The sequence below is a fragment of the Mesorhizobium sp. 131-3-5 genome, from assembly GCF_016756575.1.
GTDB lineage: Bacteria > Pseudomonadota > Alphaproteobacteria > Rhizobiales > Rhizobiaceae > Mesorhizobium > Mesorhizobium jarvisii.
The window spans coordinates 4672995-4693195 of sequence record NZ_AP023254.1 but is presented as its reverse complement, the minus strand read 5'-3'; the positions used below and the strand labels follow the sequence as shown (position 1 = coordinate 4693195).

22 protein-coding genes are annotated in these 20201 nt (G+C 62.0%); 8 read left to right on the top strand and 14 right to left on the bottom strand.

Annotation, left to right across the window (positions count from 1 at the left end; translation table 11 throughout):
- The first annotated feature begins 19 nt into the window (after window positions 1-19).
- Together JG747_RS22950 and JG747_RS22945 are read left to right on the top strand one after the other, a co-directional pair.
- Window positions 20-640 carry a transglutaminase-like cysteine peptidase gene (locus JG747_RS22950; protein ID WP_038646490.1) on the top strand — a complete coding sequence of 207 codons (621 nt, stop codon included), beginning with the start codon at window positions 20-22 and terminating at the stop codon, window positions 638-640.
- A 121-nt stretch (window positions 641-761) separates the two neighbouring features.
- Entirely contained in the window at window positions 762-1553 is a 792-nt protein-coding gene (locus JG747_RS22945; RefSeq protein WP_202360097.1) for a phosphodiester glycosidase family protein, read from the top strand.
- On the opposite strand, the gene JG747_RS22940 is transcribed toward JG747_RS22945, so the two are convergent.
- Both JG747_RS22940 and JG747_RS22935 read right to left on the bottom strand, forming a co-directional pair.
- The gene (locus JG747_RS22940; protein ID WP_019857828.1) at window positions 1550-2179 is read right to left on the bottom strand and encodes a DedA family protein; all 630 of its coding nucleotides are present in this window, start codon (window positions 2177-2179) and stop codon (window positions 1550-1552) included. The two genes, JG747_RS22945 and JG747_RS22940, sit on opposite strands and share 4 nt — an antisense overlap.
- Before the next feature lie 25 nt (window positions 2180-2204).
- Window positions 2205-3188: a DUF1402 family protein gene (locus JG747_RS22935; RefSeq protein ID WP_446720596.1), complete on the bottom strand. Its 984-nt coding sequence runs from the start codon at window positions 3186-3188 to the stop codon at window positions 2205-2207.
- A gap of 239 nt (window positions 3189-3427) precedes the next feature.
- On the opposite strand from JG747_RS22935, the gene JG747_RS22930 reads away from it, so the two are divergent.
- Entirely contained in the window at window positions 3428-4501 is a 1074-nt protein-coding gene (locus tag JG747_RS22930) for a glycoside hydrolase family 25 protein (RefSeq protein WP_202360095.1), read from the top strand.
- A gap of 33 nt (window positions 4502-4534) precedes the next feature.
- Here JG747_RS22930 and JG747_RS22925 read toward each other — a convergent pair whose 3' ends face one another.
- From JG747_RS22925 to JG747_RS22910, 4 genes are all read right to left on the bottom strand, one after another.
- Entirely contained in the window at window positions 4535-4723 is a 189-nt protein-coding gene (locus JG747_RS22925; RefSeq protein ID WP_019857832.1) for a hypothetical protein, read from the bottom strand.
- Window positions 4724-4846: 123 nt separating this feature from the next.
- Window positions 4847-5128, bottom strand: a complete 282-nt coding sequence (locus tag JG747_RS22920; RefSeq protein ID WP_202360094.1) for a hypothetical protein — start codon at window positions 5126-5128, stop codon at window positions 4847-4849.
- Window positions 5129-5155: 27 nt separating this feature from the next.
- The gene (locus JG747_RS22915) at window positions 5156-5539 is read right to left on the bottom strand and encodes a VOC family protein (RefSeq protein ID WP_202360093.1); all 384 of its coding nucleotides are present in this window, start codon (window positions 5537-5539) and stop codon (window positions 5156-5158) included.
- 32 nt (window positions 5540-5571) lie between these two features.
- Window positions 5572-6483, bottom strand: a complete 912-nt coding sequence (locus tag JG747_RS22910) for a LysR family transcriptional regulator (protein ID WP_202360092.1) — start codon at window positions 6481-6483, stop codon at window positions 5572-5574.
- Between the two features lie 105 nt (window positions 6484-6588).
- On the opposite strand from JG747_RS22910, the gene JG747_RS22905 reads away from it, so the two are divergent.
- The 4 genes from JG747_RS22905 (at window position 6589) to JG747_RS22890 (ending at window position 9083) form a co-directional block, all read left to right on the top strand.
- Window positions 6589-6756, top strand: a complete 168-nt coding sequence (locus JG747_RS22905; protein ID WP_167470452.1) for a hypothetical protein — start codon at window positions 6589-6591, stop codon at window positions 6754-6756.
- Between the two features lie 40 nt (window positions 6757-6796).
- On the top strand, window positions 6797-7405 hold the full coding sequence (locus JG747_RS22900) for a class I SAM-dependent DNA methyltransferase (RefSeq protein WP_202360091.1): 609 nt from the start codon (window positions 6797-6799) through the stop codon (window positions 7403-7405).
- Window positions 7406-7546: 141 nt separating this feature from the next.
- Window positions 7547-8518 (top strand): DUF3592 domain-containing protein, encoded by a 972-nt coding sequence (locus JG747_RS22895; protein ID WP_202360090.1) that lies wholly within the window; start codon window positions 7547-7549, stop codon window positions 8516-8518.
- 43 nt (window positions 8519-8561) lie between these two features.
- Window positions 8562-9083, top strand: coding sequence for a hypothetical protein (locus JG747_RS22890; RefSeq protein WP_038646508.1), 522 nt, complete (start codon window positions 8562-8564; stop codon window positions 9081-9083).
- 96 nt (window positions 9084-9179) lie between these two features.
- Here JG747_RS22890 and JG747_RS22885 read toward each other — a convergent pair whose 3' ends face one another.
- The 8 genes from JG747_RS22885 to JG747_RS22850 all read right to left on the bottom strand — a co-directional run bounded on the left by JG747_RS22885 (window position 9180) and on the right by JG747_RS22850 (window position 19004).
- Window positions 9180-10286: an acyltransferase family protein gene (locus JG747_RS22885; RefSeq protein WP_240564669.1), complete on the bottom strand. Its 1107-nt coding sequence runs from the start codon at window positions 10284-10286 to the stop codon at window positions 9180-9182.
- Window positions 10232-10933 carry a lipopolysaccharide biosynthesis protein gene (locus JG747_RS22880; RefSeq protein WP_202360089.1) on the bottom strand — a complete coding sequence of 234 codons (702 nt, stop codon included), beginning with the start codon at window positions 10931-10933 and terminating at the stop codon, window positions 10232-10234. The genes JG747_RS22885 and JG747_RS22880 overlap by 55 nt, the downstream gene beginning before the upstream one ends.
- 224 nt (window positions 10934-11157) lie before the next feature.
- Window positions 11158-14937, bottom strand: a complete 3780-nt coding sequence (locus JG747_RS22875; protein ID WP_202360088.1) for a vitamin B12-dependent ribonucleotide reductase — start codon at window positions 14935-14937, stop codon at window positions 11158-11160.
- Window positions 14938-15610: 673 nt separating this feature from the next.
- Complete coding sequence (locus JG747_RS22870) at window positions 15611-15922, bottom strand: PilZ domain-containing protein (protein ID WP_019857842.1); 312 nt, start codon at window positions 15920-15922, stop codon at window positions 15611-15613.
- Between the two features lie 107 nt (window positions 15923-16029).
- Complete coding sequence (locus tag JG747_RS22865) at window positions 16030-16518, bottom strand: NUDIX hydrolase (protein WP_019857844.1); 489 nt, start codon at window positions 16516-16518, stop codon at window positions 16030-16032.
- A 209-nt stretch (window positions 16519-16727) separates the two neighbouring features.
- Window positions 16728-17228 (bottom strand): xanthine phosphoribosyltransferase, encoded by a 501-nt coding sequence (gene gpt / locus JG747_RS22860; RefSeq protein ID WP_010909158.1) that lies wholly within the window; start codon window positions 17226-17228, stop codon window positions 16728-16730.
- A gap of 116 nt (window positions 17229-17344) precedes the next feature.
- A complete protein-coding gene (locus JG747_RS22855) occupies window positions 17345-18178 on the bottom strand; it encodes a universal stress protein (protein ID WP_019857845.1) in 834 nt (277 codons plus the stop codon).
- Between the two features lie 82 nt (window positions 18179-18260).
- Complete coding sequence (locus JG747_RS22850; RefSeq protein ID WP_202360087.1) at window positions 18261-19004, bottom strand: competence/damage-inducible protein A; 744 nt, start codon at window positions 19002-19004, stop codon at window positions 18261-18263.
- Window positions 19005-19156: 152 nt separating this feature from the next.
- On the opposite strand from JG747_RS22850, the gene JG747_RS22845 reads away from it, so the two are divergent.
- On the top strand, window positions 19157-20158 hold the full coding sequence (locus JG747_RS22845; RefSeq protein ID WP_202360086.1) for an alpha/beta fold hydrolase: 1002 nt from the start codon (window positions 19157-19159) through the stop codon (window positions 20156-20158).
- Window positions 20159-20201: the final 43 nt, after the last annotated feature.

Below are 20201 nucleotides of genomic sequence, written 5' to 3'. Positions count from 1 at the left end.
AACAGATGGGTGGGGCCGGATGGCATCCTCGATGGGTTGGCGCCGCAAGGCGAAGGGGCTGGCGGTTGCCGCGGCCGTTTTTTGTTCGGTGGCGGGTTCGGCCTATGCCGCGCCTGCCTCCATGGTTGTCGGCGGCTCGACCTCCCAGCCGATCGGCCACTATGATTTTTGCAAGATCCATGTCACCGAATGCTCGATCCGCTCGCCAGACAGCGTGCCGGAACGCCTGACCAGCAAGCTGCTGCACGATATCTCGGCGGTGAACCTCTCGGTCAACACGCGCGTCAAGCCGATGAGCGACATGGACAATTACGGCAAGGACGAGTGGTGGGCCTATCCGGACAACGGTTTTGGCGACTGCGAGGATTACGCGCTGGAAAAGCGGCGTGAGCTCAACAGCCTGGGCATTGCCATAGCCAATCTTTTGATGACGGTGGTTCGCAAGCCTGATGGCGAGGGTCACGCCGTGCTGACGGTGCGTACCGACAAGGGCGACTTCATCCTCGACAATCTGACCGACAAGGTCCGCCTTTGGAACCAGACGAGCTATCGCTACCTGAAGCGTCAGGCGAGCGACAACACCGGGCACTGGGTCTCCATTCTGGGTGGCGACGAACAGCTGGTCAGCGCCGTCAAATAGTCGGGTCGGCTCCGCCGCGTCCGAGCTTGAGCCTCGATCCGATCCTTTGGTGCCGGTCTTCCATCGTGCCGGCAAGTGGTGATAACCACGACAGCTGATTGAAGCTGGCATCCGCAGGCGCATGGATTTTCTGACACTTCTGAACTCGGCGCCCCTGCTTGCAGGCCTGGTCAAAGCCGTGCTGCCGCAGGCCGTCGCCGGCACGATGGCATTCAGCCAATGGTTCGTGTCGCTGCCGCCGTGCCGCGACTTCGCCTTCGAGGCGACCAGCTATCTCGTCTGCGAGGTCGATCCGAAGCTGTATTCGATCGAGCTGTTCTGGAAGGATCCGGCCGGCAAGCCATTTCAGTCGCTGCACAATCTCGACGCTGCCCAGCGCGCGGCCGGCCGCACCATGCTGTTCGCCGTCAACGCCGGCATGTATCATCCGGACCTCAGGCCGGTTGGCCTCTATGTCGAGCGTGGCCAGGAAATGGCCGGCGTGAAGACGGGATCGGGAAGCGGCAATTTTTCGCTGCAGCCGAATGGCATCTTCTACGTCAGCGGCGGCAAGGCAGCGGTCCGGGCGACCAGGGACTTCGTCAGGAACCGGCCGTCCACCGACTATGCCACGCAATCGGGACCGATGCTGGTGGTCGACGGCCAGCTCCATCCGAAATTCCAGTCCGACGGCACCTCGCGCAAGACCCGCGACGGCGTCGGGGTGCGCAAGGACGGCGTCGCGGTCTTTGCAATTTCGAACGGCAGTGTGAATTTCCATGCATTCGCCCGGCTGTTCCGCGATGCACTCGACTGCGACAATGCGCTGTTTCTCGACGGCACGATATCGAGCCTGTTCGCGCCTGCCATCGGCCGCAACGACGACTACTGGAATCTGGGGCCGATGATTGGTGTGTTCAGGAAGCGCGGCTAGGCGCGGGCGGTTCGTCTGCTCCGGAGCTTGAGCGCGATCACTGCTATGATGATCAGGGCGACCACGCCGATCGCCGCCAGCCCGAACAGGCTCGTCACGTCGAGTTCGGGGATGCTGCCGGCGCCCTTGGCAACGAGCCAACCCGGCGACAGCACGATCGGCGCCCAGATGATCGCCGACAGGATGTTGGCGATCTGGAAGCGGCGCCGGTGCATGCCCATCATGCCGGCGACCAGCGGTACGGTGGCGCGGACCGGGCCGAAGAAACGGCCGACGAAAACCGCTGCAAAGCCATAACGATGGAAGAACAGCCGCGCCCTGGCGACCTCGCGGCGGTAACGGTTGAGCGGCCATTTGTGGACGACGCCGCGCCCCAGCCATCTGCCGAGAAAGTAGGAGATGGTATCGCCCAGCGCCGCCCCGATCATCGCGGCAAGAAGGACCGGCAAAGGCTGGACGATGCCGGCCCCGACCAGGCCGCCGACGATGATGAGCACCGTAGTGCCGGGCAGGAGGATGCCGACCAGCACGAGCGACTCGCCGAAGGCCAGCAGCCCGACCACGAGGCCGGCCCATGCCTGATGGTTCTCGATGAAACAAACGCTCTGGTCGATGAACGCCTGCACGCAAGCTCCTGTTTAAAAGCGTTTCTCAGCTGCCACTGTCGAGCAGGCTTCTGAGTTCGTCGAGCTTGTCATTGACGAGCCAGCCGTAATAGTTCTCGACCGGCAATTTGCGGCCCTTGCCGCCGGCAAGCGCCGCGTGCAGGTTGGCCGCCCGCTGCCGGGGCTGGCCGACATTGTAGAGCGTGGCGGTGATGCCTGGATTGCCCGAGATGTCGAAGCCCTGTTCCTTGTAGGCGTCGATGGCGTCGCGCACGATCGCGGCGATGTAGACGATGCTGCGGTCGGGATCCATGACATCGCGATAGATCGCCTGCGGATGATCCGGCGTCAGCCTGTCATAGCCGCTCACCTTGTTGACCAGATCGGTCACCTCGAGCGCGGTCAGCGGGCTGATCTGGCCGAGGCCGAATGTCTGGCCGGCGAAGAAGGGCTGGAAGAAGGCCTGCTGGAAGGTCATCGCGTCATAAGTGACGCCGTCGACCGTCTTGCCGCGGAAATGGTCGACCCACACTTTGTCGCGGCAGCTCCACAGGGAGGCACTGTCTTTCGCCTCGGCGCAGGCCGCGAATTCCGGCCGCTGGACAAAGGTCTGCACCGGCACCCCCTTGTAGCGGAAGGCAAAGTCGAGGCCGGAATAGGACAGCGCCTTCACATAGTAGGTCTGGACCGAGCCGACGGCCGTCACATTGTAGGTGTGTTCGCCGACCAGCGCGCCGACGATATGGATAGGGTCGATATCGTAGGCCGCCGCGACCTGCTTGATATGCGCTACCAGCTTCTTCTCGCGCTTCAGCAGCGCGACGATCTTCTCGTATTTTTCCGCATAGGTGGTCTTGAAGGCGCGGGTTCGCGTCGCCGATGCATCCGGGATCGGCGGCTGCGTCTCGGAGCGATTGCCAGGGGGAACGACGATCAGCGGGCTGGCATGCGCGGCCTCGGCCAGCAGGGCGCCGCCGCAGGAGAGGGCCGCGAGCAGGGGGACCAGGAGAAGCCGCTGCAACGCAATCATTGGGCGCCTTTTGTAAAAATCGTGGAAAATGCCTGCGGCAAACACCGCCTTCCGTCTCAACAGCCACATCATGGCACTGTCAAGGCTGGGCCGGCGGCGTCGACGGCGAATGTCTGAAACGGGTCACAGTCATGGTAAAAAACTTGATTCAAACTTTATTGGTAATTTCTCGTTCATAACTGGCCCGGTTGTCCGTCGGCCGTTGCCTTCGGTCTGTTGTGTTTTGAGTACAGGTCCAGATGCGGTTATCAGGCGCCATCAGTTTCGTGATCGCATCGCTGTGCCTCGCCGGCTGCTCTTCGACATCGGGCATGGACGCGCTCGACGTGCAGAAGCCCTCGAATGAGACCACCAGTTCGGTGGTGCGGCCAAGCGCACCGATCGGATCCGTTCCGGTGAGTAAAGCCGGCAATGCGCGTAAGCTGGCCGAGACCGCGCCCGAGGACGGTCCTGATCGGCCCTTTGGACTGGCGGAGGAAGAAACCGTGGCGCTTTCGGCGCCCGAACTGCCGGACAATGTCGATCCGCCCATTGAACCCGCGGCCTTGGTGTCGCCGCCGAAACTCTTGTCGCGCGCTGCACCGGCGATGCTTGCCGGGCCGGTCACGCGCTACGGTTTTCGCGATGCCAAGCCGATCAATTTCGGCCGGGCCTCGCCCCGGCACCTTGCCGTGCACGGGGTCGACGTGTCGCGCTGGCAAGGCGACGTGAACTGGGAGAAGCTGCGCACCCAGGGCGCCAACTTCGCCTACATCAAGGCGACCGACGGCGGCGACCATCTCGATCCGATGTTCATGAGGAACTGGCGCAATGCCGATGCCGCCGGGCTGAAGCGCGGCGCCTATCATTTCTTCTACTGGTGCCGCACCGCCGGCGAGCAGGCCGACTGGTTCACCCGCAACGTGCCGAAGGTCGATGGCGCGCTCCCGCCGGTGATCGACGTCGAATGGAATGGCGATTCCAGCTGCAAGCGGCGCCCATCACGGGAAAAGGTGCTGGAGAAGATGCAGGTGTTCATGGACAAGCTTGAACGCCACTACGGTCAGCGCCCGATCATCTATACCTCCCCCGATTTCTATCGCGACAACCTCCAGGGCGCTTTCCTCGACTACCCGTTCTGGCTGCGCGCGGTGGCGCGGCACCCGTCAAAGGTCTATCCCGGCCGCAAATGGCTCTTCTGGCAGTATTCCGGATCCGGCCTGTCGCACGGTGTGACCGGCCGCATCGACCTCAACGTCTTCCATGGCGACGAGCGGCAATGGCGCGCCTGGGCCGGCGGCGGCGGCCGTCAGATGATGGCCGACGCGGATTAGGGTTCGCGTCGCCATTCGTTCAGGTCTTGCCGTCTATTGGAGCTGATTGCTCCCGTCATTCCTTTCCTCGCTCAGCCGCAGCTTTCTCCGCAGCGCCATGATCTCGGCAATCGCGGCATCGATCATGGTGAGAAGCGTAATCGTATCGTGCTGGGTGGGATCGGCTCTGACGTAGGCGAGCTGGTTGACGATGTCGGTGTCGTCCTCGTTTTCGTCGCTCATGACCGCTTTCCGGTTGTTATCATCCAGACGTTCTCATTCGATCCGATCCGCCGTCAAATTGCACCTATATCACTTCGTCGTGTGAATGGTCGCCCGACCGCCCATCCAACCGGTCCGACTGCCTTATTTTGGACGACGGCGACGCGATTCGTCGAAGGTGGCAAAAGCCAGAACCGCGGAAAATGATGCGAAGCTGAACAGGACTGCGGCGATAACCATGAGGTCGTAAGTCGACACGTTCGTTCTCCCTGGGATGATAGCCAAGGAGAAAGGAGACAGCACGGGCGATGCGTCCGCGTTGATCTGGATCAACCGACCGGCCGATGCCGGCGCCGTGCGCAACAGGGGGCGACTGTGGCCGAGGCGGCGGCTGGCGGGGCGAGATGTATGTCGTCCCTTCGTCATCCTCGGCTCTATCGGGGCTGCCGCGCCCTAGGAGGAAGCCGCGGGTTCGTTGATCATTGCCTCGATGTTGTAGCCATCGGGGTCGAGCACGAAGCAGGCGTAGTAATTCTCCACATAATCGGGACGCGGGCCGGGCGCGCCATTGTCTTGGGCGCCGGCTGCCAGCGTCGACTGGTGGAACGCATCGACTTCTGCCTTGCTGCCGACGCGGAAGGCAACATGCAGATGGGTGAGCGGCGGCGCCTCGCCGGTTCGCTGGATCTCGAACAGGCAGCCATTGCCAACATCGAAGGCCCAGAACACGCCCTCCTTGCCGAAGGACAGGCGATAGCCCAGGGGCACGAAAGCGCGTTCGTAGAAGAGCTTGCTCTTCTCCAGGTCAGCCACTTCGATGGTTATGTGATCGATCATCTGGTCCTCTGTTGCGAGTGAACCCCGTAGGCCTATGTCTGGCGCGCTTCCTGTTCTCGAATGTCCGCGGTCTGGGCCAGCACCCAATCCCTGAACACCTTGATCTTCGGGACGTTGCGGCGGCTTTCCAGGTGAACCAGCCAATAGCCGTCGCCGTCGGACCCGACGATGTCAAAAGGCTTCATCAACTGCCCCTTGGCCAACAGCGCGCTGTAGAGGTTTTGCGTGAGGATTGCAGCGCCCTTGTCGGTCAGTGCAGCCATGGCGTCATAGGCCTGCCCGCCAAGCGCCGGACCAGGGATGACCCGAGCGGGATCGAAGGGCACGCCGGCTGCTTCGAACCAGATTTTCCACCAGGGATCGTTGGGGCCGCACAGCGCCACCTTGTAAAGATCCTCTGGGTGGCAGATACCGCCGACGCTCTCGGCCAGTTTTGGACTGAGCATGGGCGTGTAATCCGCCTTGAACAGATAGTGGGCGGTCAGGCCGGGCCATTTGCCGGTGCCGGTCCGGATCCCGATATCCATGGCCTCGCGCCCGAAATCGACCAGCCGGGACGATGTATCAACCTTCACGGCGAGGTCCGGATGCATCAGTTGGAATGTTCCGAGCCAGACGGCCAGCCAGTTCGATGCAAATGTCCCCATGGTCGTCACCGACAGCACGCCGGTCGCTCCGCCCTTTGTGGCGACCCACGCATCGGCCAGGGCCGAGAACGCGCCCGATGCATGCGGTGCCAGCTGCTGTCCGGCCTCGGTCAAGGCGATCTGCCTTGTTTTTCTTATGAAAAGCGGCGTTCCGGCGCGCTCCTCCAGAACCTTGATCTGATAGCTGGCCGCCGACTGGGTCATGCCGAGCTCTTCGGCCGCCTTGGTGAAGCTGCCCAGTCTAGCTGCGGCTTCAAAGACCCGGATAGCCCCTAGTGGTGGTAGCTCCCAACTCATGATGCATCAATCCTCCTGATGCATGGTACGCGACGTTCGATTGGAATCCAAGGCCGCGACCAGGCATGATCTGGTCATCAACCCGAACCCGAAAGGACCACGGCAATGACCACCACCCTCTACAGCACGCTTCGTCGTCCGATGCTTGAGCTCTTCACCGTGCCGTTCAGGTCCCGCAGGCGCGGCCTGCTTGACCAGCGTTCGCTGTCGGATCATTTCCTGCGCGACATCGGCGTCCTCGACGGCCACGTGCCTCCCGGCACCCTTCGCTGAAGAAGCGTTTTTGACTCACATGGACGCAAGGGAGGGCAAGATGGATGTGTCGTCGCAGGCTCTGGCGAAGAGCCGTCAAACGATCAGTGCCTATGAGGACTATGCGGAACGCTACGATGCCATCGTGCGGCATGTTCCCAACGAGAGAGAGCAGGCATCGCTGAAGCGGCTTGTGGCGATTGCAGGCACTGCCGGCCAGATTCTGGAAGTCGGGTCCGGAGCGGGCTACGATGCGGACTTTCTGGAGGGCCTGGGCGTCAAGGTTCGGCGCACCGACGCGACAAAACGGTTTCTCGAGCTGCAGGCCGCGCGTGGCAAGCATGGTGAGCTTCTCGATCTCCTCACCGACGATCTCGGCGGCCCCTATGATGCCGTCCTGGCGCTCGCCGTCCTGATCCATGTACCGCGCGACCAGACCGACCAGGTGCTTGCCAAGATAGCCCGGTCGCTGCGGCCAGGCGGCGCCTTGCTCGTATCGATGCGCAATGGCGACGGCGAGACATCAGGCAACTACCATACGGTCTTGTGGCGCAGGGACGACTTCGCCGCCCGTCTCGAAGCCGCCGGGCTGATACTTCTCAGGGACGATTTCAACATTGGCCGCAACACCGAGGAATGGAACACCTTCCTGGCTGTGAAGCCGGCATGAAGGGATCTTGTCCTTCTCCCGCAAGGAGAATGAGAGGGCGCGCGTTACGCCCGGTCGCTCATCTCTCGACTTTGCGAATAAGCGAGACATTGCCGCCGTGGTGCTGTCTAGTGCCTGTTCCTGCACTCCGGGGGGATCAGGGTGGAGCTGGAACTCAAATTTCTGCTTGTCGGCTTTGCCTGCGCGGTCTCCGGCATGCTGTCGCTCATCACGTTCGTGAAATGGCGAGAGGTGCAAGCGCTCAGCCGCTGGTTGCCGACGCCGGGAAAGATCATCTCGTCGCGCGTCGAGGCGCGTGAGGTCAGAAGCTCGGGCGCTGGTTCGGACAGCACCGATACCACGGAGATGCGGAATTTCCCGGCCATCACCTTCGAATACAAGGTCGGCGGCAGGAAATTTCAAAGCTCGCGCTACAGCGTGAAGGAGAATTTGGGGAACTTCGAGGTCCGCGAAACCCTTGCGCAGTTTCCCCGCGGCGCGGAGGTGGCCGTCTTTTACAATCCGGCCGATCCGAGCAAGGCCGTGATCGAGCGCACCATGCCGGACGGCGCCTTCAAGTTCATGTTCCAGCTCTCGGCCGGGTTGGTGATCGGCACGGCGGTTCTGGTGTTTTCCATCGGCGGCGTGCTCGAGGCGATCCGGCCGCATCTGCCCAAACCGCAGAATCTCGGTGCCGCGGCATTGCTGCTGTTCATGGGCCTGTTCGCGCTACGCATGGGCTTTGCCCAGAAATCGCTTGCCGAGCAGGCGGCAAAATGGCCGGTCGCCGCCGGCCGCGTTGAGTCCTCAGGTCTGCAGGCGCTGCGAAACTATAGCAGCTATCGACGCTGGCGCACCGTGTTCAAATCCCGCATCGTCTACAGCTATGGCGTCGCCGGCCAGCGCTACAGCGCCGACCGCGTCACCTTCGGCGCCACGGTCACGGCTTCGCTGCCCGGCCTCGTCGGCGGTCAGGCGCAAAACTATGTCGAGGGCAGCAAGGTCGACGTGCATTATGACCCCGCCAATCCTGGCTCGGCGGTGCTCGAATGCCGGGTGCGCGGGCTCTGGCTGCTGTGGGTCTGTGCGGCAGGATTTCTCGGCGGCGCTGCCTTTCTGGTCGGGCTGGTGTGAGGACAGGCTTTTGGCTTCCACAACGCTTTCCCGGAGATATCCTGTGATCCTTCGCAAACTGGCTTTCGTTTTCCTGGGCCTGCTCGGCCCGATCCAGATGGCGAATGCCAAGGAATGCCTGCTGAGCCACGCCACCTACCGCGAGCCGCGCTCGGGCGCTGTCCTACAATTCCGGCCACTGGACAATGAGCCGGCGGCGCTGACGGCGCAGGTGTTCTCGCTGAGCGTGCCCAACACCGACAATAACCTGCCGGCCGACATCACCTGGACCAACGGCAAGAATTCCTTTCCGCTCGGCACCATCCGCCACGCCTGCACCGACGACGATCGCGAAGCGGGCCTGCAGGATGGCAGCGGACTGTGCAGGATATGGGAAGGTCAGGTCTATGCCTTGACCGGCGGCGGGGCCGAACAGTTGAATTCGCGCGAAGCGACACCGGCGCCGAAAGGGCTGCTGTTGCCCGATTTCGGTGTGGCTTTCACCGAATGGGCCGATTTCGCCAACGCCAATCCGGACGGCTCGGCCTGGGATGCCTTCACTCTGACAGGATGCGGCGATGGCTAGCGCCGTGAGATCGATCAGTTCGCGTTGCGTGCAGGCGCCTAGAACAGTGCTCCTGCAGCCGCCGACCCACCTCCTGGCCCGCCCCCGGAGGTTACGCTAAGTCCGCGCCACTGGGCGGTTCCTTCTGGCGTACGCGGATCCAGCTGATGCGATGTGATCGATGGCGGACGTCAAACCGCGGATAAGCGGCTTGCGTAGCGGCGTTTCGACAAAACGCCAGATCAAGAAGGAGGCAAGGAGCACCGCGAGCAAAACGACAAAGAACGCAACGTTCTTGCCGATTAATGGGGCCAGTGCGTTGAGAGAGAGATAACCTATGTACTGGTGCAAAAGATAAAGTGGGTAAGTCAATCCGCCGAGCATCAGAACGGTTTTCGAAGGCGCCACAAGGGAGCGGATCAGGAGTGCACCTGCGAAAATCCCAAAGACAAATCCATTGGCGACCAAGAGAGCGGGATAGGGAATGGCCATTCCGTAATGCTCCTGCATCCAGCCCTGATTGAATGTGATCGTCTGGCACGACAACAGGAAGGCTGCGACAAGAAGGATGAGCGCCGCCGGCGAACGACCTTTTGCGACGACCTGTTGGGCCAAAATACCGACGGCAAAAAAAGGCGCATAGCTTGTGATAAGCAAAATTCGTATCGCCGTGTTCCCGAAGAAGAGCTCATTTCCTGCCGAAATCACGAGCCAGATGGCAACGATCGCCAACTTCCAACGCTGGAAGGCACCCGCAAAAATAAGCGCCGCAACCCAGCCATAGAATACGATCTCGAGCATGATCGACCAATAGACACCATCCATGGACGGCCTGCCGAATGCGCGGGCGAACATGGAAAGATTGGCGACATAGGTCGAAAAATTCGTCGGAAATCTAGGGTTGTTGGCGATTGAGAGAGCGACAAACGTCAATGTCATGCAGAGCAGAAATCCAGGATAGAGCCGCACGAAGCGCGCGACGGCGAAATCCTGCCACTTTCGCCCCTCAGCCGACCACGTGATGACAAAACCGCTGATCAGGAAAAACAGGCTGACACCGAGATAGCCATAGATGGCAAACGGGGCAGCCGCAGGATATCCAGCGTCGATATCTCCGGTAATCGGCCCCCGATAAAGGTAGTGAAAGCACACAACCGCCAAGGCTGCGATCAATCGCAGAAGGTCGAGTGATGCCAGGCGCGATGAGTTGGTGTTGCCAACCATTTCCATTGCCCCTCTTCGCCATACAGGACCCTTTGACCCTGACCAAAAGCCTGGTCCCAAGGCTTCAGCGTCACAGAGAGAGGTCTATCGAGCGCGTATCGATAGTGCTTGTCGCTTCGGGCTAAATCATCGTGCGTTTGCATGAGTTCGGCCCCGCCAGAACGGGACTGAAGGTTCACAACGCTCTCAGAATAAAATGCGCGTGACGATATCACCGTGACCACTTGAAGCCGATCAGGGCCAGGGTAAGAACCAATACCGTGCCGGCTCTTGACCGCGCGCATGTTCAACAATGTCAACAACGCATAGACCAGCCCAGGCAAGGTCTTCAGCCGCTTTCGGATGTAGACCGCCATTGCAACGTTCCATACAACCGGAGCAAGCGCGAGCCCTATCGCGGCACCCAATGGGCCGTAGATCTGTATCCCGATAACGCAGCCGATGACGCCAATAGCCGCGCCCACCATCATCGTCCCAGCGGCCGCCCTCTGGTTCCCAGTCATGGTCAAGAGATTCAATTGCGGTCCGCATAAGGCCACGAATACGTACCCAGGCATGAACACCCGCGCGATGGGCGCCCCTGTACCGAAGTCGTCACGCACCAGCTCAAGAGCGGTCGAACAATCACTGGCAAAGGGATTGCCCATTGCCAGTGCGACGCCTCCGGCTGGTTCCGACCGCTCACCCCCGGCTTCAGCCTAGACGTGAACCAGGAGGCCTCGACATTGATCCAGGCCTCCTGCCTTTTTCAGTTTGCTCACCTCTCAAAAACGAGGGTGAGCAAACTTCGTGTGTCGAATGAGCAGTTTACCTTGACGTCGAGCGAGATACAGTGACGCGTCGTCAGTCAGTCAGGGCGCGCTTCAAATTCTCAGCTGCACCCGCTCGTGGCGCCGCACGTGTCGCACTTCTCGCAGGTCCCGTTCCGCACCATCGTGAAATTCTGGCATTCGGAGCAGGAATTGCCGGTGTAGCCCTGCAGCAGTGACTTGGCGCGGCGGTCGGCGGCGAGTTTCTTCGCCTCGGCCGCTTCGTTCGCGGCGGCGTCGGTGAACAGCGCCGCCGTGGCATCCGAAGTCTCCGAAACCGCTTCCTCGAAGGCGATGTCCTCGGCCAGTTCCTTGGCCCGCTCCTCATAGTCGCGCTTGTAGGCGACCGCCTCGTCGCTGGCCGGCTTCAGCGCCAGCACGTTGGAGCCGGAGAAGGCGGTCGGCGCCGAGCGGGCAGGGGTGCCTGTCGAGCCGCCGGCAAAGCCCTTCGGCTCGTTGCCGATTGCCCTCGACACCAGCTTCACCGGCGAACCGCGGGTCAGACCCTTGGAAACGGCGTCGGTCTTGCCTTCGCTGATGCCACGGCCAAGCGCGGTGTTGGAGAAGTCCGACTGGTCGACATGGGCGAGGTCGTTGCGGCCGAGATAGGAGATGGCCAGTTCGCGGAACACATAGTCGAGGATCGACGTCGCGCTCTTGATGGCATCGTTGCCGATGACCATGCCGGCCGGCTCGAACTTGGTGAAGGTGAAGGCATGCACATATTCGTCGAGCGGCACGCCGTATTGCAGGCCGAGCGAAATGGCGATGGCGAAGTTGTTGAGAAGGCCACGCAGCGTGGCGCCTTCCTTGTTCATGTCGATGAAGATCTCGCCGAGGCGGCCATCATCATATTCGCCGGTGCGCAGGAAGATGGTGTTGCCACCGATCTTAGCCTTCTGCGTGTAACCCTTGCGGCGGCCAGGCAGCTTTTCCTGCTCGCGCGACACGCGTTCGATGATGCGCTCGACGATCCGCTCGGTGATCTGCGCCGCGCGCGCTGCGGCCGGAGCCTGGATCAACTGCTCGACGGCTTCGTCCTCATCCTCCTCGCCATCGGCGAGCAGCGAGGCGTTCAGCGGCTGCGACAGCTTCGAGCCGTCGCGGTAGAGCGCGTTGGCCTTCAGCGCCAGCTTCCACGACAGCATGTAGGCGCCCTTGGCGTCTTCCACCGTCGCATCGTTGGGCATGTTGATGGTCTTGGAGATGGCGCCCGAGATGAAGGGCTGTGCGGCCGCCATCATCTGGATGTGGCTGTTGATCGAAAGCGAGCGCTTGCCGATCTTGCCGCAGGGGCTGGCGCAGTCGAACACGGCGAGGTGTTCGGCTTTGAGGAAGGGTGCGCCTTCCAGCGTCATGGCACCGCAGACATGGATGTTGGCGGCCTCGATGTCCTTCCTGGAGAAGCCCATCGCCGGCAGCATCTCGAACGAGAAGTCGTTAAGCTGCTCGTCGGTGAACCCAAAAGTCTCCTTCACCCAGTCGGCGCCGAGCGTCCACTGGTTGAAGACGAACTTGATGTCGAAGGCCGACTTCAGCGCCGCATTGAGCGCGGCGATCTTGTCGTCGCTGAAACCCTTGGCCTTGAGCGAGCCGGGGTTGATGCCGGGCGCCTGGTTGAGATTGCCGTGGCCGACCGCATAGGCCTCGATCTCGGCGATCTGGCTCTCGGAATAGCCGAGCGTGCGCAGCGCTTCCGGCACGGCGCGGTTGATGATCTTGAAGTAGCCGCCGCCGGCGAGCTTCTTGAACTTCACCAGCGCGAAATCGGGCTCGATGCCGGTGGTGTCGCAATCCATGACAAGGCCGATGGTGCCGGTCGGCGCGATCACGGTCGCCTGCGCATTGCGGTAGCCGTGCTCCTCGCCGAGCTCGATGGCGCGGTCCCAGGCGGCTTTCGCATGCTCGGCAAGCGCCTGCTGCTTGAGGTCGGAAGCGACCAGCGGCACCGGGTTGACGGCGAGCTTCTCGTAGCCGTCCTTGTCGCCATAGGCGGCGCGGCGATGGTTGCGCATGACGCGCAGCATGTTCTGGGCGTTGCGGTCATAGTCGGGGAAGGCGCCGAGTTCGGAGGCCATTTCCGCCGAGGTGGAGTAGGCGACACCAGTCATGATCGCGGTGAGCGCGGCGCAGATGGCGCGGCCCTCGTCGGAATCATAGGGAATGCCGGAGGTCATCAGCAGGCCGCCAATATTGGCGTAGCCGAGGCCGAGCGTGCGGTATTCGTAGGAGAGCTTGGCGATCTCCTTCGACGGGAACTGCGCCATCATCACCGAGATTTCGAGCACGATGGTCCACAGACGCACGGTATGCTCGTAGGCGGCGATATCGATCGTGCCGTCGGCGTTGCGGTAGGGCAGCAGGTTGATCGAGGCGAGGTTGCAGGCCGTGTCGTCGAGGAACATGTATTCCGAGCACGGGTTGGAGGCCCGGATCGCACCGGCCGAAGCGCAGGTGTGCCAGTCGTTCATCGTCGTGTTGAAATGCAGGCCCGGATCCGCCGACGCCCAGGCGGCGTAGCCGATCTTTTCCCACAGGTCCCTGGCCTTCAGCGTCTTCAAGACCTTGCCGTCCTTGCGGGCGGTCAGGTGCCAGTCGGCATCGTCCTCGACGGCGCGCAGGAAATTGTCCTTCAGCGACACCGAATTGTTGGAGTTTTGGCCCGAAACCGTCAGGTAGGCATCCGAATCCCAGTCGGTGTCGTAGGTCTTGAACGACATCGAGGTATAGCCCTGCTTGGCGAACTGGATGACGCGGTAGATGTAATTCTCCGGCACCGCCGACTTCTTGGCTGCCTTGATCTCGCGCTTCAGCGCCGTGTTGATGGCCGGATCGAAGCAGTCCTCGCCATTGCCTTCGCAATTGACGCAGGCCTTCATGATGGCTTCGAGATGCTTCTTGACGATCTTGGAGCCGGTCACCAGCGAGGCGACCTTCTGCTCTTCATTGACCTTCCAGTCGATGAATTCCTCGATATCGGGGTGGTCGGCGTCAACGATGACCATTTTCGCCGCGCGGCGCGTCGTGCCGCCCGACTTGATGGCGCCCGCGGCGCGGTCGCCGATCTTGAGGAAGCTCATCAGGCCGGACGAGCGGCCGCCGCCCGACAGCTTTTCGCCTTCGCCGCGCAGCAGCGAGAAGTTCGAACCGGTGCCCGAGCCATATTTGAACAGGCGCGCCTCGCGCACCCACAAATCCATGATGCCGCCCTCGTTGACGAGGTCGTCCTGCACGCCCTGGATGAAGCAGGCATGCGGCTGCGGGTGTTCGTAGGAGGACTTCGACTTGGTCAGCTTGCCGGTGAAGGGGTTGACATAGAAGTGGCCCTGGCTCGGACCGTCAATGCCGTATGCCCAGTGCAACCCAGTGTTGAACCATTGCGGCGAATTCGGCGCGACACGCTGAGTGGCCAGCATATAGGCGAGCTCGTCGCGGAAAGCCCGCGCGTCTTCCTCCGACTTGAAGTAGCCGCCCTTCCAGCCCCAATAGGTCCAGGTGCCGGCCAGACGGTCGAAGACCTGGCGGGCGTCGATCTCGGAACCGTAGCGCTCGGCTTCCGGCAGCTTGGCCAGTTCAGCTTCGTCGGCGACGGAGCGCCACAGGAAGGAGGGGACGTCGTTCTCCTCGACCTTCTTCAGCCGCGCGGGCACGCCGGCCTTGCGGAAATATTTCTGCGCCAGGATATCGGCGGCGACCTGGGAGAACTGCGCCGGGACATCGATGTTGTCGAGGCGGAACACCACCGAGCCATCCGGATTCTTGATCTCGGAAAGCGCCTTGCGGAATTCGATCTCCGCATAAGCCGATTGCCCTTGCTTGGTGAAGCGACGCTCGATGCGCATTGGTCCGGTCCTTTTGTCTATATATAGCGCTTTTCCCCAGGGATTTCTCCCCCTGATGCGAAACGCGCATGTCCGCCGTCTGCCGGCGTTCGAAAACGGCCGGCTCTCCATTCCGCGATCTCCCCCAGCATTTGCAGCCTGGGCTTCTCGTGAAGCCTCTGTCACAACGCGCCGGCGAACCCCGCGGGTCCCTCAAATCTGATTTTTTCGATTCCCTCACTCGAGGGAAATTCACAGTATCTAGCGTCGAACCTACCTGCAAACACTAAATATAGTATTAACAGACAATTTATTCCAGTCCGACAATTCTCCCTTTCGTCGCCCCACCACCCCACAACCCCAACGCTTCCGCCGGCCTCGTAAACGGGCGGAAATGCGGGCAAAAACGCACATAATCCGGGAAAAAGACCGGGCTCAGAACTTTCCGGTCGCGCTCTCAACAGGAGCACATGGCCTATAAAAGGCGACTCGTTTTGCGCCGTCAAGGATTCGTTTGCGTAGCTTTTGTGACCCCAACATCTTGTGTGTCACACATGTGGATAACGGGGATAGAACTGCGCCGCCGCGATTGCCGTTTCGACCGGCGGATCTGCGGCCTTTGACCGCCGGGAGGCGTCCGTCGTGAGCAAATCTGGTCGGCCTCGAAAGCCCTGTCGGGCCGATAAGCCAGATATCAGCCGTAATGCAGCTTCGGCTTCGGCTCGGTGCCAGTGAATTGTACGCCGACCCGGTCGTTGCGGCGCCAGCGGACCTCGCAGCGATAGGCGACACCGTCGAGCGGCACATAAAGCAGGAAACGATCGGGCACCCGCGCCTCGAGCGGTATTTTCAATTCGGCGCCGCCCGCATGCTGGTTGCGCAGCATCACGGCGATTTCCGAGTTTTGAATCCCGGTGATGACGGTTCCACCCTTGAGCACGCGTGGACGGTGCTCGCGCTCGGGCTCGCCGGTATGTTGCTGAAGTGGGTCTACAGGATTCGCCATAGTCAAACGCCAGATAGGCCGATTCTTAGCGAATAAGGATTATCAAACCTTTCATGCTCGACACATCACAGGGTTGTGAATCTGCCCTGGAGAATGCCGAAGGTCACCTAGGAGAATCTGTGCGGGTCGGCGCAGAAATAGGCGATGATCTGGCAAAGGTCCGGCTCATTGATCATACGCACGGCTTCGCTGGAATTGACCCACTTGCGGGTGCGGGAGTGCTTTTCCTTCCAGCGGTCGGCGATCTTGTCGACGTGCAGCGGAAACACCAGCACCTCGCAGGGCACTTCTTCACCCGAAGCGAGAACCTTGGCATAGAAGTAGCGGCCGGCTTCGAGATGCGAGACGGTTCCGCGCAATCCGGCTTCCTCGCCGGCCTCTCGCGCCGCCGCCTCGCAGAGCGGCTCCTTGGCTTCCGGCCAGCCCTTCGGCAACACCCAGCGGCCCGTGTCGCGGCTGGTGATCAGCATGATCTCGACGCCATTCCCGGTATCGCGCCAGGGCAGCGCGGCAACCTGCAGACGGCACGGCGCGGTGCCGAAGAGTCGCCGGACCCTTTCGGCCAGATGGTTGTGCGTCGTTGGCCTTGTCAACATCGGAGAAGCTAGCCCCAGCCTCCAGAATCGTTTGCCGCCTTACGAATCTTACGGCTAATTCTGACCAATAAAAGTAAAAACTTTGATCAGCCTAGCCGATTCCCGCCAATAGAGGTCGATTTCACAGGATATCCTGTCCCGGGGAGCCGCCCACGGAAGCAAATATTGTCGTCGGTGGCGGCTTAGTTGGAAAAGGGGCGTGTCGCGAATCAGCCGGCGTGGTCGTCGGCGATCGGCTTCTGGTAGGTGAAGCCCATGTCCCAGGGGAAATAGATCCAGGTATCCTGGCTGACCTCGGTGACGAAAGTATCGACCAGCGGCCGGCCCTTCGGCTTGGCGTAGACGGTGGCGAAATGCGCCTTGGGCATCATTGCGCGCACGATGCCGGCGGTCTTGCCAGTGTCGGTCAGGTCGTCGATGATCAACACGCCGGCGCCGTCGTCGGCGAGCAGTGCCGGCGTAATCTCCTTCAGCACCTGCAACTGCCCCTGGCTGGTGTAGTCGTGGTAGGAGGCGACGCAGACTGTCTCGATGACGCGGATGCCGAGCTCGCGCGCGATGATCGCCGCCGGAACCAGCCCGCCGCGCGTGATGCAGACGATCGCCTTCCATTGCCCCTTGTTGGCGCCGGAAAGCCGCCAGGAAAGCGCGCGGGCGTCACGATGGAACTGGTCCCAGGAGACCGGGAAGGCTTTTTCGGGAAGAGACATTTTTCGCGCACTCCGCAGCACGCGAAGACCGCGTGCACAAAAACAGGGGAATGCGCGCGGAATTAACTGGAAAGCCTCGGCCTTGGCAAGGGCGGCTGGCAGCGATGGCTGTGGACTTATCGCGACAGGAAGGCCGCTACCTGTCCCGTGCGCAGCACCGTGCGCGTCACTCCGCCGAACAGCAGCTGGCGCAGCCAGGAGTGGCTGTAGGCGCCAAGCACCAGCAGATCGGCGCCGGTCTCGGCGACCCTGTTCTGGATCATGTCGTCGACCGAGGTGCCGCCCGATTTCTGCACCGAGACGCTTACATTGGCGCCGTGGCGTGACAGCGCCGACGCGATTTCGGCGCCGGCGGCCTCTGGGCTTTCGTCGAACGTATCGGGCGGATCGATGACCAATATGTCGGTCTTCTCGGCCTCGATGATGAAGGGCAGGGCGTCGAAGGCGGCGCGGGCGGCCTCCTTGCTGCCGTTCCAGGCGAGCAGGACACGTTTGAACGTGGTGACCAGCGGACCGGCACTCGGCACCACCAGCACCGGCCGGCCGGCGTCATAGACCAGCGTGTCGACATCGGCGCTCGGATCGCCGCCGGTTTCGCGCTGGGCGGCAATGATAAGATCGGCGGCGCGCACGCTTGAAATGCCGGTCAACGCGCTGTCGCCGGAGAAGCTCTCCAGGCTGCGCCACTCGAAGGAGAGGCCGGAATCCTCGATGCGCCTGAGGAAGACGGCCTGCAGCTTGTCGGCCCGCTCCCGGCTCATGTCGGCCGAGACCTGCAGGAACTCGGTATCGGGAAAGCCGGTCGCCGACGTGTAGGGCACCGGAAGCGCCTCGGCGTGGATGCCGATCAGATGGCTCTCGTAGCGGTTGGCGAGCGGAATGGCGCAGTCGAGCACGCGCTCGGCGTCCTGCTCGTTCTGCAGAATGGCAACGATGGTCTTGAAGCGCATGGTGATCCCTCAATCTGGCGAGTGTTTGAACTCGCGTGAAAGCAACGCCGGCGCGCCACGCTTTGTTCCGGCCAGAACCGGTTCAACTCGCCTTGGCGGCGAAACCCGCCACCATTGCCTCGACATCGGCACGCGCGGCGTCGAGGACCTCCTGGCTGCGGGCGCGAACGACCAGTTCGGTCCAGAACTTGCCGTCGCCATACTTTGGATAGGAGCCGATGATCGTATCCGGGTGCGCTTTCTGGATCTCACCCAACGGCCCGCCGACAAGGCCTTCGCCGAACGGACAGTGCACCGTCGCCGACAGCATCTTCGTGCCGGTCTTCAGCGTCGGCACGACGTTGTCGAGCATGGCCTGGAAGATCGAGGGCACGCCGGCCATGACGTGGACGTTGCCGATGCGAAAGCCGGGCGCTACCGACACCGGGTTATCGATATGGTCGGCGCCGCGCGGCATCCGCGCCATGCGCTTGCGTGCCTCGGTGTATTCGATACCGCGCGCCGCATAGCTTGCCTCCAGCAGCGCATAGGCCTTGGCATCGTATTCGCAGGGCACGCCGAACGCCTTGGCAATCGAATCGGCGGTGATGTCGTCATGGGTCGGGCCGATGCCGCCGGTGGTGAACACATAGGTGTAGCGCGCACGCACGGCATTCACCGCCGCGACGATCTCGTCTTCCTGGTCGGGAACGATGCGCACTTCCTTGAGGTCGATGCCGACGGCCGTCATAATGTCGGCGAGGTGGCCGATGTTCTTGTCCTTGGTGCGGCCGGAGAGAATCTCATCGCCGATGACGAGCATGGCGGCGGTAACGATTTCGGTCATGGAGGGCTCCGGCAGGACGGGTCGCCTGAAATAGCGCGGCGCGTGGCTATCGGCAATGCCACCTCGGCGGTGAACATCCGTGCCTGGACGATGCGAGGTTACAGCATGACCGGATGCAGGTAAGCTCAAACGGGTTCTGGTCCGGGTGAACAATGCCGATATCGATCCTGTCGTGGCTGGCCCAGCTGTTCCTGCTGGCGGTCCTGGGGATCGCCTGCCTGGTGCTGGCGACGCTATGGATCGCGGCGAAGGCGCAAAGGCTGGTGCCGCCGGTCGGAAAATTCATCGAGATCGACGGCAACCGCATCCACTATGTCGATGTGGGCGAGGGGCGGCCGATCGTCTTCCTGCATGGGCTTGGCGCGCAACTCCACCACTTCCGGCACACGCTGTTCGGACATTTCGGCCCAGGCTATCGGCTGATCGCGCTCGATCGTCCGGGATCGGGCTATTCGACGCGCGCGAACGGTGCCACCGGCCGCTTGCCTGAACAGGCGGCCCTGGTGCGCCGCTTCATCGAAAAATTGGAGCTGGAAAGGCCGTTGGTGGTGGGCCACTCGCTGGGTGGCGCCGTCACATTGACCCTGGCCGTGGAACATCCCGAGGCAATTTCGGGCATCGCCTTGCTGGCGCCGCTGACGCATCTGGAAACCAGGGGGCGGCAAGGATTTGACCTGCTCTATATCCCCTCTCGCCTGCGGCGCTGGATCATGGCCTATACCGTGGCGATACCGCTGAGCCTGCGCTATGCGCGGCCGACAATGGAATTCATCTTCGCGCCGCAGGTCTTTCCCGCGGACTACATGGTCGACGGCGGCGGCTGGCTCGGGCTGCGGCCAGTCCATTTCCAGGCAACATCAGCCGATGTCGTGGCCGTCGAACAGGATCTCGGCCGCATCGAACAGCGCTATGGCGAGCTTGTCATGCCTGCCGGCATCCTCTTCGGAACCGCCGACCGCGTCATCGACATCCGTATCCATGGCGAGCCGATGCAAGGCAAGATCGCAGGGCTTGACTTCGAACCCGTCGACGGCGTCGGCCATATGCCGCAATTCGTTGAGCCCAAGCGTGTGATTGGCTTCATCGAGCGGATTGCCGCCCGCGCGTTTCCATCACCACAGCCTCACGACAATTTCAATGAACCATTCGGCTGACTGCCGGGTTTACCCCGTGTCGCACCCAAGGCGACCAAGACAC

Coding starts and splice junctions, on each gene's coding strand:
- JG747_RS22845 (WP_202360086.1), top strand. CDS start 19,157: ATGCCGATATCGATCCTGTCGTGGCTGGCCCAGCTGTTCCTGCTGGCG.
- JG747_RS22855 (WP_019857845.1), bottom strand. CDS start 18,178: ATGCGCTTCAAGACCATCGTTGCCATTCTGCAGAACGAGCAGGACGCC.
- gpt (WP_010909158.1), bottom strand. CDS start 17,228: ATGTCTCTTCCCGAAAAAGCCTTCCCGGTCTCCTGGGACCAGTTCCAT.
- JG747_RS22905 (WP_167470452.1), top strand. CDS start 6,589: ATGACCACCACCCTCTACAGCACGCTTCGTCGTCCGATGCTTGAGCTC.
- JG747_RS22950 (WP_038646490.1), top strand. CDS start 20: ATGGCATCCTCGATGGGTTGGCGCCGCAAGGCGAAGGGGCTGGCGGTT.
- JG747_RS22920 (WP_202360094.1), bottom strand. CDS start 5,128: ATGACGAAGGGACGACATACATCTCGCCCCGCCAGCCGCCGCCTCGGC.
- JG747_RS22850 (WP_202360087.1), bottom strand. CDS start 19,004: ATGACCGAAATCGTTACCGCCGCCATGCTCGTCATCGGCGATGAGATT.
- JG747_RS22910 (WP_202360092.1), bottom strand. CDS start 6,483: ATGAGTTGGGAGCTACCACCACTAGGGGCTATCCGGGTCTTTGAAGCC.
- JG747_RS22875 (WP_202360088.1), bottom strand. CDS start 14,937: ATGCGCATCGAGCGTCGCTTCACCAAGCAAGGGCAATCGGCTTATGCG.
- JG747_RS22925 (WP_019857832.1), bottom strand. CDS start 4,723: ATGAGCGACGAAAACGAGGACGACACCGACATCGTCAACCAGCTCGCC.
- JG747_RS22945 (WP_202360097.1), top strand. CDS start 762: ATGGATTTTCTGACACTTCTGAACTCGGCGCCCCTGCTTGCAGGCCTG.
- JG747_RS22935 (WP_446720596.1), bottom strand. CDS start 3,188: ATGATTGCGTTGCAGCGGCTTCTCCTGGTCCCCCTGCTCGCGGCCCTC.
- JG747_RS22885 (WP_240564669.1), bottom strand. CDS start 10,286: ATGGTTGGCAACACCAACTCATCGCGCCTGGCATCACTCGACCTTCTG.
- JG747_RS22930 (WP_202360095.1), top strand. CDS start 3,428: ATGCGGTTATCAGGCGCCATCAGTTTCGTGATCGCATCGCTGTGCCTC.
- JG747_RS22865 (WP_019857844.1), bottom strand. CDS start 16,518: ATGTTGACAAGGCCAACGACGCACAACCATCTGGCCGAAAGGGTCCGG.
- JG747_RS22880 (WP_202360089.1), bottom strand. CDS start 10,933: ATGGGCAATCCCTTTGCCAGTGATTGTTCGACCGCTCTTGAGCTGGTG.
- JG747_RS22915 (WP_202360093.1), bottom strand. CDS start 5,539: ATGATCGATCACATAACCATCGAAGTGGCTGACCTGGAGAAGAGCAAG.
- JG747_RS22900 (WP_202360091.1), top strand. CDS start 6,797: ATGGATGTGTCGTCGCAGGCTCTGGCGAAGAGCCGTCAAACGATCAGT.
- JG747_RS22870 (WP_019857842.1), bottom strand. CDS start 15,922: ATGGCGAATCCTGTAGACCCACTTCAGCAACATACCGGCGAGCCCGAG.